The sequence below is a fragment of the Streptomyces sp. WM6386 genome (genome assembly GCF_000972385.1).
Classification (GTDB): domain Bacteria; phylum Actinomycetota; class Actinomycetes; order Streptomycetales; family Streptomycetaceae; genus Streptomyces.
In genome coordinates this window covers 30,787-43,941 of sequence record NZ_JXTE01000012.1, presented here as the reverse complement: position 1 = coordinate 43,941, position 13,155 = coordinate 30,787, and the positions used below count along the sequence as shown (strand labels likewise).

Sequence of the window (13,155 nt, the reverse complement as noted above, 5' to 3'; positions counted from 1 at the left end):
CGCACCAACGCCCGGCCCCAGGAAATCGACACCGCACCCACACCACGTCCCACCAGGGGGGACGCCTTGAAGACCCAAGAGGACGGGACAGTCATGCCTTCTTTCGACACTTCCGAACCGATCTCGGTCACCGCGCACGTGGGGGCCGGTTCCATCCAGCTCACCGCGGGCGACCGCCCCGACACCGTCGTGGAGGTGCGGCCCCGCGACCCGAAGAAGGACAAGGACGTGCGGGCCGCCGAACAGACCGAGGTCGTGTACACGAGCGGCGTCCTGACCGTCAGGACGAAGGAGCGTCGCCTCGTCGGTCCCAGCGGCGCCGTCGACGTGACGGTCGACCTGCCCACGGACTCGAGCGTGGAGCTGACCGGCTCCTGGATCCAGGTGCTCGGCGAGGGCCGGCTCGGGGAGGTCCGTGTGAAGACCTCCACCGGTGACGTCCGCCTCGACACCACGGGGCCGCTCCGGTTGAACGTGTCGCACGGCTCGATCACCGTCGACCGGGTCGAGGGCGAGGCCGAGTTGACCACCAGCTCCGGCAACCTGCGCGTCGGCCTCGTCGACGGACCCGCCGTCCTGAAGAACACACACGGCACCACGACCGTCGGGGCCGTGACCGGCGAGCTGCGGATGAACGGCGCCAATGGCGGCATCGACATCGCGCGCGCCGAGTCGTCGGTCACCGGGACCACGACCAACGGCCACCTGCGTGTCGCCGAAGTCGCCCGCGGCGAGGTCCGGTTGGAGACATCCAACGGCGCCATCGAGATCGGGATCCGCCAGGGCACCGCCGCCTGGCTCGACGTCAGCTCCAACCGCGGGCAGGTGCGCAACACGATCGCCGCCTCCGAGGCCCCGGAGCAGACCGAGGACACCGTCAAGGTTCACGCACGGACCAACTGGGGCAACATCGACGTCCTCCGCGCCAAGGCCTGACGGCCACCGCCTCCCCTCCCCACCACGCCGGCCCCTCGCCTCGTTCTCCCTCAGCTCGTTCTCCTTCAGCCTTCGATCGGAGGGCCCCATGCCTTCTTCTGTCATGCCCACGCCCAGGCAGGATGGCGGTCACACGCCGCCGGCCGCCGTCTCCACCGTCGATCTGCGCAAGTCGTACGGCGACAAGGTCGTCCTCGACGGCATCGATCTGCACATCCCGGCCGGCTCGGTGTTCGCGCTGCTCGGGCCGAACGGCGCCGGCAAGACCACCGCCGTGAAGATCCTGTCCACGCTGATCACCGCCGATGGCGGACAGGCCCAGGTCGCGGGCCACGACGTCGCCATGTCACCGGACGGGGTGCGGGCCGCGATCGGTGTCACCGGGCAGTTCTCCGCCGTCGACGGGCTGATCACCGGCGAGGAGAACATGCTCCTGATGGCGGACCTGCACCACCTGCCGAAGCAGGAGGGACGTCGGGTCACCGCCGAACTCCTGGAGCGGTTCGACCTCACCGAGGCCGCGAAGAAGCCCGCCTCCACCTACTCCGGCGGCATGAAGCGCCGCCTCGACATCGCCATGACCCTGGTCGGCAATCCGCGGATCATCTTCCTCGACGAACCCACCACCGGCCTCGACCCGCGCAGCCGCCACAACATGTGGCAGATCATCCGCGAGCTGGTCACGGACGGAGTCACCGTCTTCCTCACCACGCAGTACCTGGAGGAGGCCGACCAACTCGCCGACCGCATCGCGGTGTTGAACGACGGCAAGATCGCCGCCGAGGGCAGCGCCGAGGAGCTCAAGCGGCTCATCCCCGGCGGCCACGTCCGGCTCCGCTTCACCGCCCCGGACGCCTACCGGAGCGCCGCCGACGCTCTGCGTGAGGTCACCCGGGACGACGAGGCTCTCGCGCTGCAGATCCCCAGCGACGGCAGCCAGCGCGAACTGCGCTCCCTCCTCGACTGGTTGGACGCGGCCGGCATCGAGGCCGACGAGCTGACGGTGCACACCCCCGACCTCGACGACGTGTTCTTCGCCCTGACCGGCGACACCGACAAGCCCAAGGAGTCCGTCCGATGAGCACCCTGTCCCTCGCCGTACGCGACTCGTCCACGATGCTGCGCCGCAACCTCCTGCACGCCCGTCGCTACCCGTCGATGACCCTGAACCTGCTGCTCACCCCGGTCATGCTGCTGCTGCTCTTCGTCTACATCTTCGGCGACGCGATGAGCGCCGGCATCGGGGGCGGCGGGGCGGACCGCTCCGAGTACATCGCGTATCTCGTCCCCGGCATTCTGTTGATGACCATCGGCTCCACCACGATCGGCACCGCGGTGTCCGTCTCCATGGACATGAACGAGGGCATCATCGCCCGCTTCCGCACCATGGCGATCCACCGCGGATCGGTACTGATCGGGCACGTCATCGGCAGCGTGCTGCAGTGCATCGCCAGTGGAGTCCTCGTCGGGGTCGTCGGGCTGGCCATCGGCTTCCGCTCCGTCGACGCCACCGTCCTGGAATGGATCGCCGCGTTCGGGCTGATCGCGCTCTTCGCCCTGGCCCTCACCTGGATCGCGGTCGCCATGGGCCTGTCCAGCCCGAACCCCGAGGCGGCGAGCAACAACGCGATGCCGCTGATCTTCCTGCCGCTGATCTCCAGCACCTTCGTCCCGGTGGACGCGATGCCGGGCTGGTTCCGGCCCATCGCCGAGTACCAGCCCTTCACCCCGGCCATCGAGACCCTGCGCGGACTGCTGCTCGGCACCGAGATCGGCCACAACGGCTGGCTGGCCGTGGCCTGGTGCCTGGGTCTCACGGCGCTCGGCTACTTCTGGTCCAAGTCGCTCTTCGACCGCGACCCGAAGTAGCGGCGCCGGCTCGCCCCGCCGCCCGCCCGAGGGCACCGACCGCATCAGGCGGCCGGTGCCCTCGAAGCCGTCACCAGGCCACAGACAGCTGCCGCACCCCAGGGGTCGGGGAAGCTCCGGTGGCTCAGTCGGTGGTGATGCCGGCCAGCGTCAGGAGGAGGCTCTTGACGTCGGTCGCGTCGATCTCGTCGCGTGCGCTGTCGGGCCGCGAGCACAGCAGTACGGGGCTGTCCTGCGGGTCCTGCGGCAGGCGGCCGTGACTGCCGCGGACGCCGGAGGGGTCCAGCGGGACGGTCTGGATGCGGTAGCGCAGCCCGGCCTTCTTGCGGGCGACCTGGCCGATGGCGCGGGCCTTCACGGCGGGGACCGCGGGGTCGTAGAGGAGCTCGGCGGGGTCGTAGCCGGGCTTGCGGTGGATCTCCACCTGGCGGGCGAAGTCCGGGGCACGGTCGTCGTCCAGCCAGTAGTAGTACGTGAACCAGGCGTCGGACTCCGCTACGGCGACCAGCTCTCCCGAGCGTTCGTGGTCGAGTCCGTGGGCCGCCTTGCCCTCGGCGTCCAACACCTGCTCGACTCCGGGGAGTTCGGCGACGATCTTCGCCACCGCCGCCGTGTCGGCCGGGTCGCGGACATAGACGTGGGCGATCTGGTGGTCGGCGACGGCGAAGGCCCGGGACGTCCAGGGGTCGAGGTACTCCATGCCGTCCTGGGTGTGCACTTCGAGCAGTCCGGCCCGGCGCAGGGCGCGGTTGATGTCGACGGGGCGGGAGGCGGGCGCGATGCCGTATTCGCTCAGGATGACGACGGTCGCGTTCTCGCGCCGGAAGTGGTCCAGCAGAGGCCGCAGGGCGTCGTCGAGGCGGCGGGCCTCACGAGCGGTCTGCGGGGAGCCGGGGCCGGAGCGCTGGGGCTCGTAGTCGAGGTGCGGGACGTAGACCAGGGTCAGGTCGGGGCGGTGCTCGTCGAAGATCTGGCGGGCGGCGGCGAGGATCCACTGGCTGGAGGGCAGCCCGGCGTTGGGTCCCCAGTAGGTGAACAGGGGGAAATCGCCGAGCCTGTCGGCGAGTTCGTCGTGCAGGGCGGGCGGCCAGGTGTAGCAGTCGGGTTCCTTGCGGCCGTCGGAGTAGTAGATCGGGCGGGGGGTGACGGTGAGGTCGACGTCGGCGCCCATGGCGTACCACCAGCAGACGTTGGCGACCTTGTAGCCGGGCTCGGCCTTGCGGGCGGTGTCCCAGATCTTCTCCCCGCCGACGAGGGCGTTGTGCTGGCGCCACAGCAGGACCTCGCCGAGGTCCCGGAAGTACCAGCCGTTGCCGACGATTCCGTGCTCGGAGGGCGGCGCGCCGGTGAGGAGGGTGGACTGCACGGAGCAGGTCACAGCGGGCAGCACGGTGTTGAGCCGGGCTTGGAAGCCCTGTTCGGCGACGGCCGAGACGGCGGGCATGTGGCTGAGCATGCGGGGGGTGAGGCCGACGATGTCGAGGACGACCAGTCGGGTCATGGGACGGGCTCCTTGGGTGAGTGTGCTGTCGCATCGAGATGTGGCTTCAGGCCGAGTTCCTCGAACCGGTCGCGCGTCCAGGCCAGTTCGGCGGCCAGACCCGCGACGAGGCCCTCGCGGTCCTGCGGACGGAGGTGTTCGGGAAGGACCGACCAGGTGTAGGTCTCGACCTCGACGTGGTCGCTCACGGCTTGCGGGCCGCCGAGCAACACACCTAGAGACGAGGTCAGTTCGTCCGCCGTGGTGCTGAGCGGCGGCTCGGGCGCGGCGTGCAGGGGCGCGTGGAAGTGCACCCGCCAGGGCGAGCCGGGGTCCAGACCGCCGGCCAGTGCCTCGGGAAGGTCGTCCACGCCGGTGACGGTGCCGTTCGGGGCGGTGCGCGTCTGGTGCAGGAACCGGGGTTCCGCGAACCGGGCGAGGGCGCGCCGCGCCTCGGGGTCGGCGGGGTCGGCGGCCTGGAGCGCGCTGGACGCCTGCACCTTGACGACCGGGAGCCCGGCCTCGGCGAGCCGGCGCAGTGCGGCGGCCGGTTCCTCGAACTGCACGGCGAGATGACAGGTGTCGAGGCAGATCCCCAGCCAGTCGGGGTCCACTCCCCCGAGTTCCCGGGCGGCCTGGACGGTGTTCTCCACCACGCATCCGGGCTCGGGCTCGAACCCGACCCTGATCGTACGGCCGGTCTCCCGCGCCAACCCGGCGAGCTGCCCGGCGAGTTGGTCGAGAGCCCGCCGTGCGGAGTCCCGCGCCTCGGTCGGCCACGGTGTACGCCAGGCCAGTGGGAGGGTCGAGACGCTGCCACGCCGGGCGTCGTCCGGCAGCAGACCCGCCAGGACCCGGGCGCAGTCGACCGTGTAACGCAGCCGGACGGGATCGGCCCAGTCGGGCAGGTAGACGTCCTTCTTCACGACGTCGCGGTGGAACCCGCCGTAGGGGAAGGCGTTGAGGGTCACCGTCTCCAGGCCGCGCGCGGTCAGTTCGGCGCGCAGGCGGCGTACGGCGTCGGGAGCGGCGGACAGTTCGTTGACCACGTCGCGGGCCAGCCACAGGCCGATGCCGAGCAGGTCGGCGCCGAGGGTCTGCCGTACGGGCTCGGCGTACGCGGCGAGTTGGTCCACCACTCCGCCGAGATCCTCGGCCTGGTGGACGTTGCTGCAATAGGCGAGGTGGACGGTGGTGCCGTCGGGGTGTCCGAAGCGCACGGCGGGGTCACTCTCCGCCGCGTTTGATCGAGTTGCCCTCGAAGAGGGCCGTGTCGTCGGCCTTGACGTCCTCAAGGTCGAGGCGGCCGCTCTGCCCGTAGAAGGCGACCGGGTTGCGCCACATGACCTGGTCGACGGTGTCGTCGTCGAAGCCGGTGGCGAGCATCGCGTCGGCGGTCTTCCGGGTCTTGAGCGGGTCGCTGCGCCCCCAGTCGGCGGCCGAGTTGACGAGCATCCGCTCGGTGCCGTGCTCCTGGAGGATGCGCACCATGCGGTCCTCGGTCAGCTTGGTGTCCGGGTAGATGGAGAAGCCCATCCAGCAGCCGCTGTCGGCGACCATGCCCACGGTGAGTTCGTTGAGGTGGTCGACGAGGACGTGCTCGGGCGGGATGCCGGACTCCCGCACGACGTCGAGGGTGCGGCGGGTGCCGACGGCCTTGTCGCGGTGCGGGGTGTGGACCAGCACGGGCAGCTCGTGCTCGACGGCGAGTCGGAGCTGGCGGGCCAGGGCCTCGTCCTCCTCGGGGGTCATGGAGTCGTAGCCGATCTCACCGACGGCCACCACGCGGTCCTTGGCCAGGTAGCGCGGCAGGAGGTCCAGCACGCCGGTGCAGCGCGGGTCGTTGGCCTCCTTCGGGTTGAGGGCGATGGTGCAGTAGTGCTGGATGCCGAACTGTGCGGCGCGGTACGGCTCCCAGCCGAGCAGTGCGTCGAAGTAGTCGGTGAAGCTCTCCACCGAGGTGCGGGGCTGTCCGAGCCAGAAGGAGGGTTCCACCACCGCGCGGACGCCGGCGGCGTACATGGCCTCGTAGTCGTCGGTGGTGCGTGAGGTCATGTGGATATGGGGGTCGAGGATGCGCATCATGCGGCTCCGGTGAAAGCGGCGAGGGCCCGTTCGGCGGCGGTTCGGCGGGCGGGGACGGGTGAGTCGGCTTCGGCGGGCAGCCCGGAGGCCTCCAGCGTGCCGGGGTGGGCCCGCAGGACCGGCCAGACGTCCGCGGGGACGGCCCGGCCGGCGGCGACCCGCTCATGGGCGAAGTCGGCGAGCATGCGGGCTAGTTCGCGATCCGCGCGCTCGTCCAGTCCGGCGATCCGGTCGAGGGGTATCTCGCAGAAGACGCACTTCAGTACGGCGTGCCGGTAGCCGTCGTAGTCCAGGTGGCGTGCGGCGTACGGGCCGAGGGCCGCCTCGATCAGGCCGGTGTCGTTGCCGCGCAGGGCCGCGTGGACGAGCGGCAGGCCCAGGCCGGCGAAGGAGGGATCCACCTTCTCCAGCAGGGCCAGCGAACGCAGTACCGCCCGCTGTTCGGCGGCGTCCCCGTACCGGTGGAGGGCGGTGACCTCCTCGGCGAGCTCGGCTCCGCGCAGTGGCAGGGCCGCGAGCAGCCGGGCGCGGGCGGCGTCGGCCACCGTCCAGCCGGGGACGAGGGGGCCGCGCCCGCAGCGTCGGCCGACGGCCGGGAAGACGGTGCGTACGGCTGTGGGGTCCTGTCCGACGCCGGCGACGGCTTCGGTCAGCCAGAGCTGCGCGTCGGGGGTGAGTTGTCGGTCGAGGGCAGTGGATATGTGCGAGTCCACGGCACAGTTCTCCTGTTCGGGTGCGCTGATGTCGGAGGAAGGCGCGGCCTCAGGACGGCTCGGCGGCCTTCAGGAACTCCAGGGAGCGGCGGGCGACGTCGGGCGCGTCCAGGGACGCGCCCTGGATCTCCACCGAGACCGGCCCGAGATAGCCGGAGGCCTTCAGCGCGGCCAGGACGGGCGGGAAGTCGATCTCGCCCGCACCGGGTTCGAGGTGCTCGTGGAACCCGCGCCGCATGTCCTCGATCTGCACGTTCACCAGGTGCGGCGCCGCCGCCGCGACGCAGTCGAGCAGCGGAGGCTCCTCCACGCAGTGGGCGTGCCCGATGTCCAGGGTGATGCCGAACAGGTCGGAATCGCCGAGCCGACGCCGCAGGTCCAGGACGCGCTGCACGGTGTCGACGAACATGTACGGCTCGGGCTCGAAGCCCAGGGCCACACCGTGCTCACCGGCGATCTCCAGGACCTCTTCGCAGCCCGCGGTCAGCCGCTTCCAGGCCTCGTCCTCGGGCATGCCCCGTGGCGCCGGGCCGCTGCACAGATGGACGGCCGGGGCACCGAGATCGGCCGCGATGCGCACCGCGCGCGCCAGCAGGTCGACGCGCCGCCCGGCATCGGAATCGGACATCAGGGTGGGGTGGTGCTTGTGCCACGGATCCAGGAGGTACGGCGCTCCGGTCTCCACCATGACGGCGAGACCGAGCTGATCCAGCCGCCGTGCCAGCCGGTCGACCTGGCGGGACAGGTCGGCGGCGTACGGGTCGAGGTGTCCGTGGTCCAGGGTGAGGCCGACGGAGTCGTAGCCCAGGTCGGCGAGGACGGTCAGTACGTCGTCGAGGCGGTGGCAGGCGAAGCCGTTGGTGCCGAACCCGTACCGGAGCCGGTCCGGAGGCCCGGATATCGGGGTCATGTCGGCGACACCTTCCGCGCGAGTCTGCGCGCCAGCGGATGCGCGGCGGCGAGGACTCCGGCGAGCCCCGCTCTCCCGCCGCCCGCGGTGAGCGCCGCCTGGAGGGGCATCAGCGACATGATCCCGGTGCCTACGGCGTTCCGCACGTTCGTCGCGGACGGTTCGCGTGCCGCGCGGGCCTGGGCGGTGCCGTACGAGGCGAGGTAGGCGAGCGCTCCCAGGGCCGCGCCGATCCGCGCGGTCCCACCGCGCCTTCGTATGCCGGGAAGTACCGCGGCGGCGACGGCGGTCGCGGTGCTGCCGACGAGCGTGGCGGCGGGCACCTCACGCGGGGCGCCGGACACCTCGTGACGGCTCAGCGCCGTGACGGTATAGGTGTGCGCGCCGACCAGCAGGGCGGCCGGCAGTGCGGACGCCCTGTGTCCCGGCTGGGCTCCGGCCAGGACGTTCAGCGTCCGCGCGCCCGCCATGGCGGCGGGGCCGGCCGGGGTGGACTTGAGGCCGAGGTCGTACGCCCACACCAGTCCGGTCAGCGGCAGCGCCACACCGAGCGCCCGCCGCCCGCCGGTCAGGGCGGCGAGGCCGAGCCCGGCGGCGGTGAGTGCGCAGGCGGTGGCGAGCGCGGTGCGGCGCCCGACTCGCCCGGAGGGTACGGGGCGTTGGGGGCGCTCCACCGCGTCGACGGTCGCGTCCGCGTAGTCGTTGAGCGCCATCCCGGCCCAGTAGAGGGCGATGGACGAGGCCATCGTGCCGAGGATGCGGGGCGGCGGTGCCCCGGCGCTCGCGGCGGCCCCGGCCAGCACGTCACCGGGCACGCTCAACGCTGCGGGCAGACGGACGAGTTGCGCCAGATCAGCGAGGCGGGGGGAGGAATTGCGGTTGTTGGGGCCGTCCATGATCGGACCCTACGCCCAACGCTCCAGTCTTGGACATCCTCTTACTCTCGACCCTGTGAAGAATTCATGTGCAGGGCGGGCCCGGCGTTCCCCTCACGGGTAGCTCACCAGATTCGCCACATTGGTCGAGGAGTTGGAGGGGCCTCCCCGGTCGTTGATGACGTGCAGGATGGTGCCGGTGCCGCCGAGGGAGACGGTCACCATGTTCTGGAAGCGGACGCCCGTGTTGTTGGGGACCTCGAAGGCGTGCTCTGCGGTGACGCTCGGGTTGACGTCGAAGTAGCAGTAGCTGCCGAGTCCGTAGGCCTGGTGGCTGGTGACCGAGTTCGCGACCTTGTAGGCGGCGTAGCCCTGGGTGGAACCGTTCATCCAGGCGGCCTGGTTGGGCGGGTCGTAGGGCATCTCGTTCTGGTAGAAGTACGTGCGGCCGCCGTTGCCGTTCCAGATGGTCTGGTGTTTCTGGTAGTGCTCGACGAACAGGCCGTACATCGTCACGTCGTCGCCGTTGACCACCAGCCCGGTGTCCGCCGTGTTGGTGTTCCAGCCGATGCCGCTGCCGTGGTCGCCGCGCCAGATCCACATGTGGTCGCCGATGACGTCGTCGCTGTTGACGACGAGGCTGGTGGTGGCCTTGCCCACGGCCGCGCCGCCGACGCGGAAGTACACGTCGTGCAATGAGGTGGGGTTCGCCGAGTGGTCGGTGGCGGCGCCGGACGGGCCGACTTCCACGAGGGTCTGCGAGTTGGTGGTGCCGGCGTCGAAGAGGACGCCCGCGAGCTTCACTCCGTCGACGTCGGCGACCGTCATGGCGGTGATGCCGTTGTCGGGGATGAAGGTGGCGAGGCCGAGCCCGAGGACGACGGTGTCGGGGCGGGTCACCCGCAGGGTCTGGTTCAGGTGGTAGACGCCGGGGGTGACCAGGAGGTTCTTGCCCTCGGCCAGCGCCGCGTTGATCTGTGCGGCGGTCGCGCCCGGCTTCACGACGTAGAACTGGTCGATGCCGAGCGAGGTGCCCGCGGCGTTGCCGTTCGCCCAGGTGGTGGCCGAGGAGTTGGTGCGTACGGAGGGGACGAACACCCTGTAGGCGCCCGCCGCGTCGACGTACAGGAAGGGCTTCTCCCTGACCGTGGGGGTCTGGTTCACCGTGGTGTAGGGCGGGTTGGGGAAGCTGTTGCCGGGGACGCCCTGGCTGCCGACGAAGACCATGTTCCAGTTGGCGCCGGTCCAGCTGCCGAGCTGGGAGTTGCGGGTCAGCCACTGCTGCTGGGTGCCGGAGCGGATCTGGCCGTCGATCTTGCTGTCGGCCATGAAGCCACCGCTGGACCAACCGCCGTCGCTCAGCTCCAGGTTGCCGCGGACATGCATACGCCGGTATCCGGAGGCCTGCGAGACCGCCCAACGGTCCGTGCCGCCGGTGGGGTTGACCGAGAGGTTCTCGGCGCCGCGCCAGAAGTTCTGGGTGGCGTTCTGCGGCGGGAACCAGTCGGCCTCCACATGCACGGCGCCGTTGATCGTGACCGAGTCGGGTGACTGACCGAGGCCCAGGACCTGGGTGTAGAAGCCGACGTTGACGTCGTTGCTGTAGGTGCCGGGCTTGAACATGACCGCGTAGCGCTGGGAGCCGAACTGGTTCGTCTCCTGCTGCTGGAAGATCTGGTTCAGCCGGCTCTGGATGGTGGCCGACGGCATCGACGGGTCGAAGACGACGACATTGGGGCCGAGGTCGACATCCCCGGGCGCGGTGCTCACGGGTGCGACCTGGAAGCGCTGGGCGGCCGTGCCGTTGCAGGTGTACTGCACCAGTTGGACGCTGTCGGCCGTGGAGGCGGACGGGACGTCGAGGCACTTGCCGCTGTTGCGGTTGACGAAGTGGTACGCGCCCGCGCCCTCGTCGACGGCCTGCCACTGCTGGTTGTTGCCGCCGCCGTACGTCCACAGGTGCACGGCCGCGTTGTCCGCCGTGGACACATCGCTGACGTCCACGACCTGCGCGGCGTCGTTGCGGTTGTTGATCCGTACGTAGCCGTCGCTGGTCGAAGTGAAGCTCCATTGCTGGGCGGTGCTGTTGTTGCAGGCGTACTGCTGCACGGCGGTGCCGTTCACGGTCGCGGCCGACCGGGCGTCCAGGCACTTGCCGCTGCCGCTGTTCACCACCGTGGTCCAGCCGGTCGGCGGGGCGGCGACCGCCTCGGTGGGCTGCAGGACGGTGAGCGTCGAGGCGATGACGGCCGTGGCCGCGAGAGCGACGGATGGTCTCGGGAGTCGTCGGAGCATGTCTTCATCCGCTTCTGGTGGGGGGCGGCGACTTAGTTCACTGCGTGATTTAAGAAGTGAGGTATGGACATGTCAAGGGTTTGGTACAGACCACCGCCTTTCCGGGTGCCCACCCGCCGAAAGTTTCGCGGAACCCGGCAACTCTTTCGTGGGAGCGGGCGATTGGCGCATAGTGAAGGCGCTGTTCACCGGCTGGGCAAAGGATCGAGATGACGCAGAAGAAGGCCCTGGTGGTCCGAGGCGGATGGGAGGGGCACCGGCCGGTCGAGGCCACGGAGTTGTTCGTGCCCTTCCTGCGAAGCAACGGATACGCCGTTCGAGTCGAGGAGTCGACCGATGTCTACGCCGACACCGCCGAGTTGGCGGACACCGACCTCGTCGTCCAGTGCGTCACGATGTCGGAGATCACCTCCGAGCAACTGGCGGGGCTGAGCGCGGCGGTCGTGGCCGGCACCGGCTTCACCGGCTGGCACGGCGGCATCGCCGACTCCTTCCGCGCCTCCTCCGACTATCTCCACCTGGTGGGCGGCCAGTTCGCGACCCACCCCGGCAAGGAGCCGTGCGAGCGTCGCGGTGACGAGTCGGACAACTTCCTGCCGCACACCGTCACCCTCACCGAACTCGGCCGCGAACACCCCGTCACCGCGGGCCTCGATGACTTCGAGCTGACCACCGAGCAGTACTGGGTGCTCCACGACGACCTGATCGACGTACTGGCCACCACCACCCATCCGGCCCGGCCCTGGCAGCCCTGGCACCGGCCCGTCACCGTGCCGGCGGTCTGGACCCGGCAGTGGGGCGCCGGGCGGATCGTCGTGACGACACCGGGTCACAGCCTCGACGTGCTGGAGAACCCCAACGTCCGTACCGTCATCGAGAGGGGCATGCTGTGGGCGACGCGCACCGCATCGGCGTCGTAGGTCTCGGCGTCATCTCCCGCGCCTATCTGGACACACTCGCCGGCCACCCGGCCGTCCGTGTCACCGCGGTCGCCGACCTGGACGCCGCCCGGTCGGCCGCGGTCGCCGCCGAGTTCCCCGGCGTCCGGGCGCTGACCGTCGAGGAGTTGCTGAGCAGCCCGGACGTGGACGCGGTCCTGAATCTCACCGTCCCCGCGGCCCACGCCGAGATCGCCCTCGGCGCGATCGCGAACGGCAAGCACGTCTACGGGGAGAAGCCGCTGGCCGCCGAACTCACCGATGCCCACGCCGTGTTGGAGGCCGCCGCGAAGGCGGGCGTGGGGGTGGGGTGCGCACCCGACACCGTCCTGGGCACCGGAATCCAGACGGCTCGGGCGGCCGTCACGGCGGGGAGCATCGGACGCCCCCTGTTCGCCTCGGCCGTGATGATCACCCCGGGGCACGAACGCTGGCATCCCCACCCGGACTTCTACTACACCACCGGAGGCGGCCCCCTCCTGGACATGGGCCCGTACTACCTCGCCTCCCTGGTCCATCTCCTGGGCCCGGTGCGGGCCGTGACCGGGGCGTCCAGCCGGCTGCGCACCGAGCGCGTCATCACATCCGGCCCCCGCGCGGGCGAGCGGATCCCGGTCGAGGTCGACAGCCATGTCTCCGGAGTGCTCGAACACACCGACGGAACACTGACGACGATCACGACGAGTTTCGACGGCGTGACCACGACCGCCGCACCGATCGAGGTCCACGGCGAGACCGGGACCCTCACGGTGCCGGACCCGAACCACTTCGACGGCGAGGTACGCCTCTTCGAGCTCGGCGGCACCCAGTGGCGCACTCTCCCGCCCTCGGCGGGCTACGTCGACGGCACGCGGGGCATCGGCCTGCTGGACTTCGTCACCGCCGACGAACAGCGGGCCCCCCGCGCCGGCGGTGAACTCGCCCTGCACGTACTGGAGACGATGACCGCGCTGCTCCGCTCGTCGGCGGAGGGCCGGCGCATCGAGCTGATGACCTCGACGCAGCCGCCGGCCCCCGTGCCGCTGACGGCCGCCCGGGACTGGAGGAGCTGAGA

General features: G+C 70.6%; 12 protein-coding genes. 5 read left to right on the top strand and 7 right to left on the bottom strand.

All coding sequences use genetic code 11. The annotated features are described in order from the left end of the window. The first annotated feature begins 93 nt into the window (after positions 1–93). The 3 genes from TN53_RS09935 (at position 94) to TN53_RS09925 (ending at position 2,805) form a co-directional block, all read left to right on the top strand. Positions 94–936 carry a DUF4097 family beta strand repeat-containing protein gene (locus tag TN53_RS09935; RefSeq protein WP_046258090.1) on the top strand — a complete coding sequence of 281 codons (843 nt, stop codon included), beginning with the start codon at positions 94–96 and terminating at the stop codon, positions 934–936. A gap of 88 nt (positions 937–1,024) precedes the next feature. Further along, positions 1,025–2,017, top strand: a complete 993-nt coding sequence (locus TN53_RS09930) for an ATP-binding cassette domain-containing protein (protein ID WP_234441539.1) — start codon at positions 1,025–1,027, stop codon at positions 2,015–2,017. Then, on the top strand, positions 2,014–2,805 hold the full coding sequence (locus TN53_RS09925; RefSeq protein ID WP_046258088.1) for an ABC transporter permease: 792 nt from the start codon (positions 2,014–2,016) through the stop codon (positions 2,803–2,805). Before TN53_RS09930 ends, TN53_RS09925 begins: the two co-directional genes overlap by 4 nt. 124 nt (positions 2,806–2,929) lie before the next feature. Here the strand turns inward: TN53_RS09925 and TN53_RS09920 are convergent, their stop codons facing one another. From TN53_RS09920 to TN53_RS09890, 7 genes are all read right to left on the bottom strand, one after another. Further along, positions 2,930–4,306 carry an alkaline phosphatase family protein gene (locus tag TN53_RS09920; protein WP_046258087.1) on the bottom strand — a complete coding sequence of 459 codons (1,377 nt, stop codon included), beginning with the start codon at positions 4,304–4,306 and terminating at the stop codon, positions 2,930–2,932. After that, positions 4,303–5,505, bottom strand: coding sequence for a metabolite traffic protein EboE (gene eboE, locus TN53_RS09915; RefSeq protein ID WP_046258086.1), 1,203 nt, complete (start codon positions 5,503–5,505; stop codon positions 4,303–4,305). Before eboE ends, TN53_RS09920 begins: the two co-directional genes overlap by 4 nt. Before the next feature lie 7 nt (positions 5,506–5,512). After that, positions 5,513–6,367 (bottom strand): TatD family hydrolase, encoded by an 855-nt coding sequence (locus TN53_RS09910; RefSeq protein WP_046258085.1) that lies wholly within the window; start codon positions 6,365–6,367, stop codon positions 5,513–5,515. Then, complete coding sequence (locus tag TN53_RS09905) at positions 6,367–7,083, bottom strand: EboA domain-containing protein (protein ID WP_046258084.1); 717 nt, start codon at positions 7,081–7,083, stop codon at positions 6,367–6,369. The genes TN53_RS09910 and TN53_RS09905 overlap by 1 nt, the downstream gene beginning before the upstream one ends. A 49-nt stretch (positions 7,084–7,132) precedes the next feature. Further along, complete coding sequence (locus TN53_RS09900; protein ID WP_046258083.1) at positions 7,133–7,993, bottom strand: sugar phosphate isomerase/epimerase family protein; 861 nt, start codon at positions 7,991–7,993, stop codon at positions 7,133–7,135. Next, positions 7,990–8,889 (bottom strand): SCO3242 family prenyltransferase, encoded by a 900-nt coding sequence (locus TN53_RS09895; protein ID WP_046258082.1) that lies wholly within the window; start codon positions 8,887–8,889, stop codon positions 7,990–7,992. Before TN53_RS09895 ends, TN53_RS09900 begins: the two co-directional genes overlap by 4 nt. A gap of 93 nt (positions 8,890–8,982) precedes the next feature. Beyond that, a complete protein-coding gene (locus tag TN53_RS09890) occupies positions 8,983–11,163 on the bottom strand; it encodes an RICIN domain-containing protein (RefSeq protein ID WP_046258081.1) in 2,181 nt (726 codons plus the stop codon). A gap of 209 nt (positions 11,164–11,372) precedes the next feature. Here TN53_RS09890 and TN53_RS09885 point away from each other — a divergent pair, with 209 nt between their 5' ends. Both TN53_RS09885 and TN53_RS09880 read left to right on the top strand, forming a co-directional pair. Continuing rightward, positions 11,373–12,083, top strand: a complete 711-nt coding sequence (locus TN53_RS09885; RefSeq protein WP_046258080.1) for a ThuA domain-containing protein — start codon at positions 11,373–11,375, stop codon at positions 12,081–12,083. Further along, on the top strand, positions 12,053–13,153 hold the full coding sequence (locus tag TN53_RS09880) for a Gfo/Idh/MocA family protein (protein ID WP_046258079.1): 1,101 nt from the start codon (positions 12,053–12,055) through the stop codon (positions 13,151–13,153). Before TN53_RS09885 ends, TN53_RS09880 begins: the two co-directional genes overlap by 31 nt. The last annotated feature ends 2 nt before the right edge of the window (positions 13,154–13,155 follow it).

What these genes read in the sequence shown, in the direction of transcription:
- TN53_RS09935 (WP_046258090.1), top strand. Translation starts at nt 94, where the DNA reads ATGCCTTCTTTCGACACTTCCGAACCGATCTCGGTCACCGCGCACGTG.
- TN53_RS09930 (WP_234441539.1), top strand. Translation starts at nt 1,025, where the DNA reads ATGCCTTCTTCTGTCATGCCCACGCCCAGGCAGGATGGCGGTCACACG.
- TN53_RS09925 (WP_046258088.1), top strand. Translation starts at nt 2,014, where the DNA reads ATGAGCACCCTGTCCCTCGCCGTACGCGACTCGTCCACGATGCTGCGC.
- TN53_RS09920 (WP_046258087.1), bottom strand. Translation starts at nt 4,306, where the DNA reads ATGACCCGACTGGTCGTCCTCGACATCGTCGGCCTCACCCCCCGCATG.
- TN53_RS09910 (WP_046258085.1), bottom strand. Translation starts at nt 6,367, where the DNA reads ATGCGCATCCTCGACCCCCATATCCACATGACCTCACGCACCACCGAC.
- TN53_RS09900 (WP_046258083.1), bottom strand. Translation starts at nt 7,993, where the DNA reads ATGACCCCGATATCCGGGCCTCCGGACCGGCTCCGGTACGGGTTCGGC.
- TN53_RS09895 (WP_046258082.1), bottom strand. Translation starts at nt 8,889, where the DNA reads ATGGACGGCCCCAACAACCGCAATTCCTCCCCCCGCCTCGCTGATCTG.
- TN53_RS09890 (WP_046258081.1), bottom strand. Translation starts at nt 11,163, where the DNA reads ATGCTCCGACGACTCCCGAGACCATCCGTCGCTCTCGCGGCCACGGCC.
- TN53_RS09885 (WP_046258080.1), top strand. Translation starts at nt 11,373, where the DNA reads ATGACGCAGAAGAAGGCCCTGGTGGTCCGAGGCGGATGGGAGGGGCAC.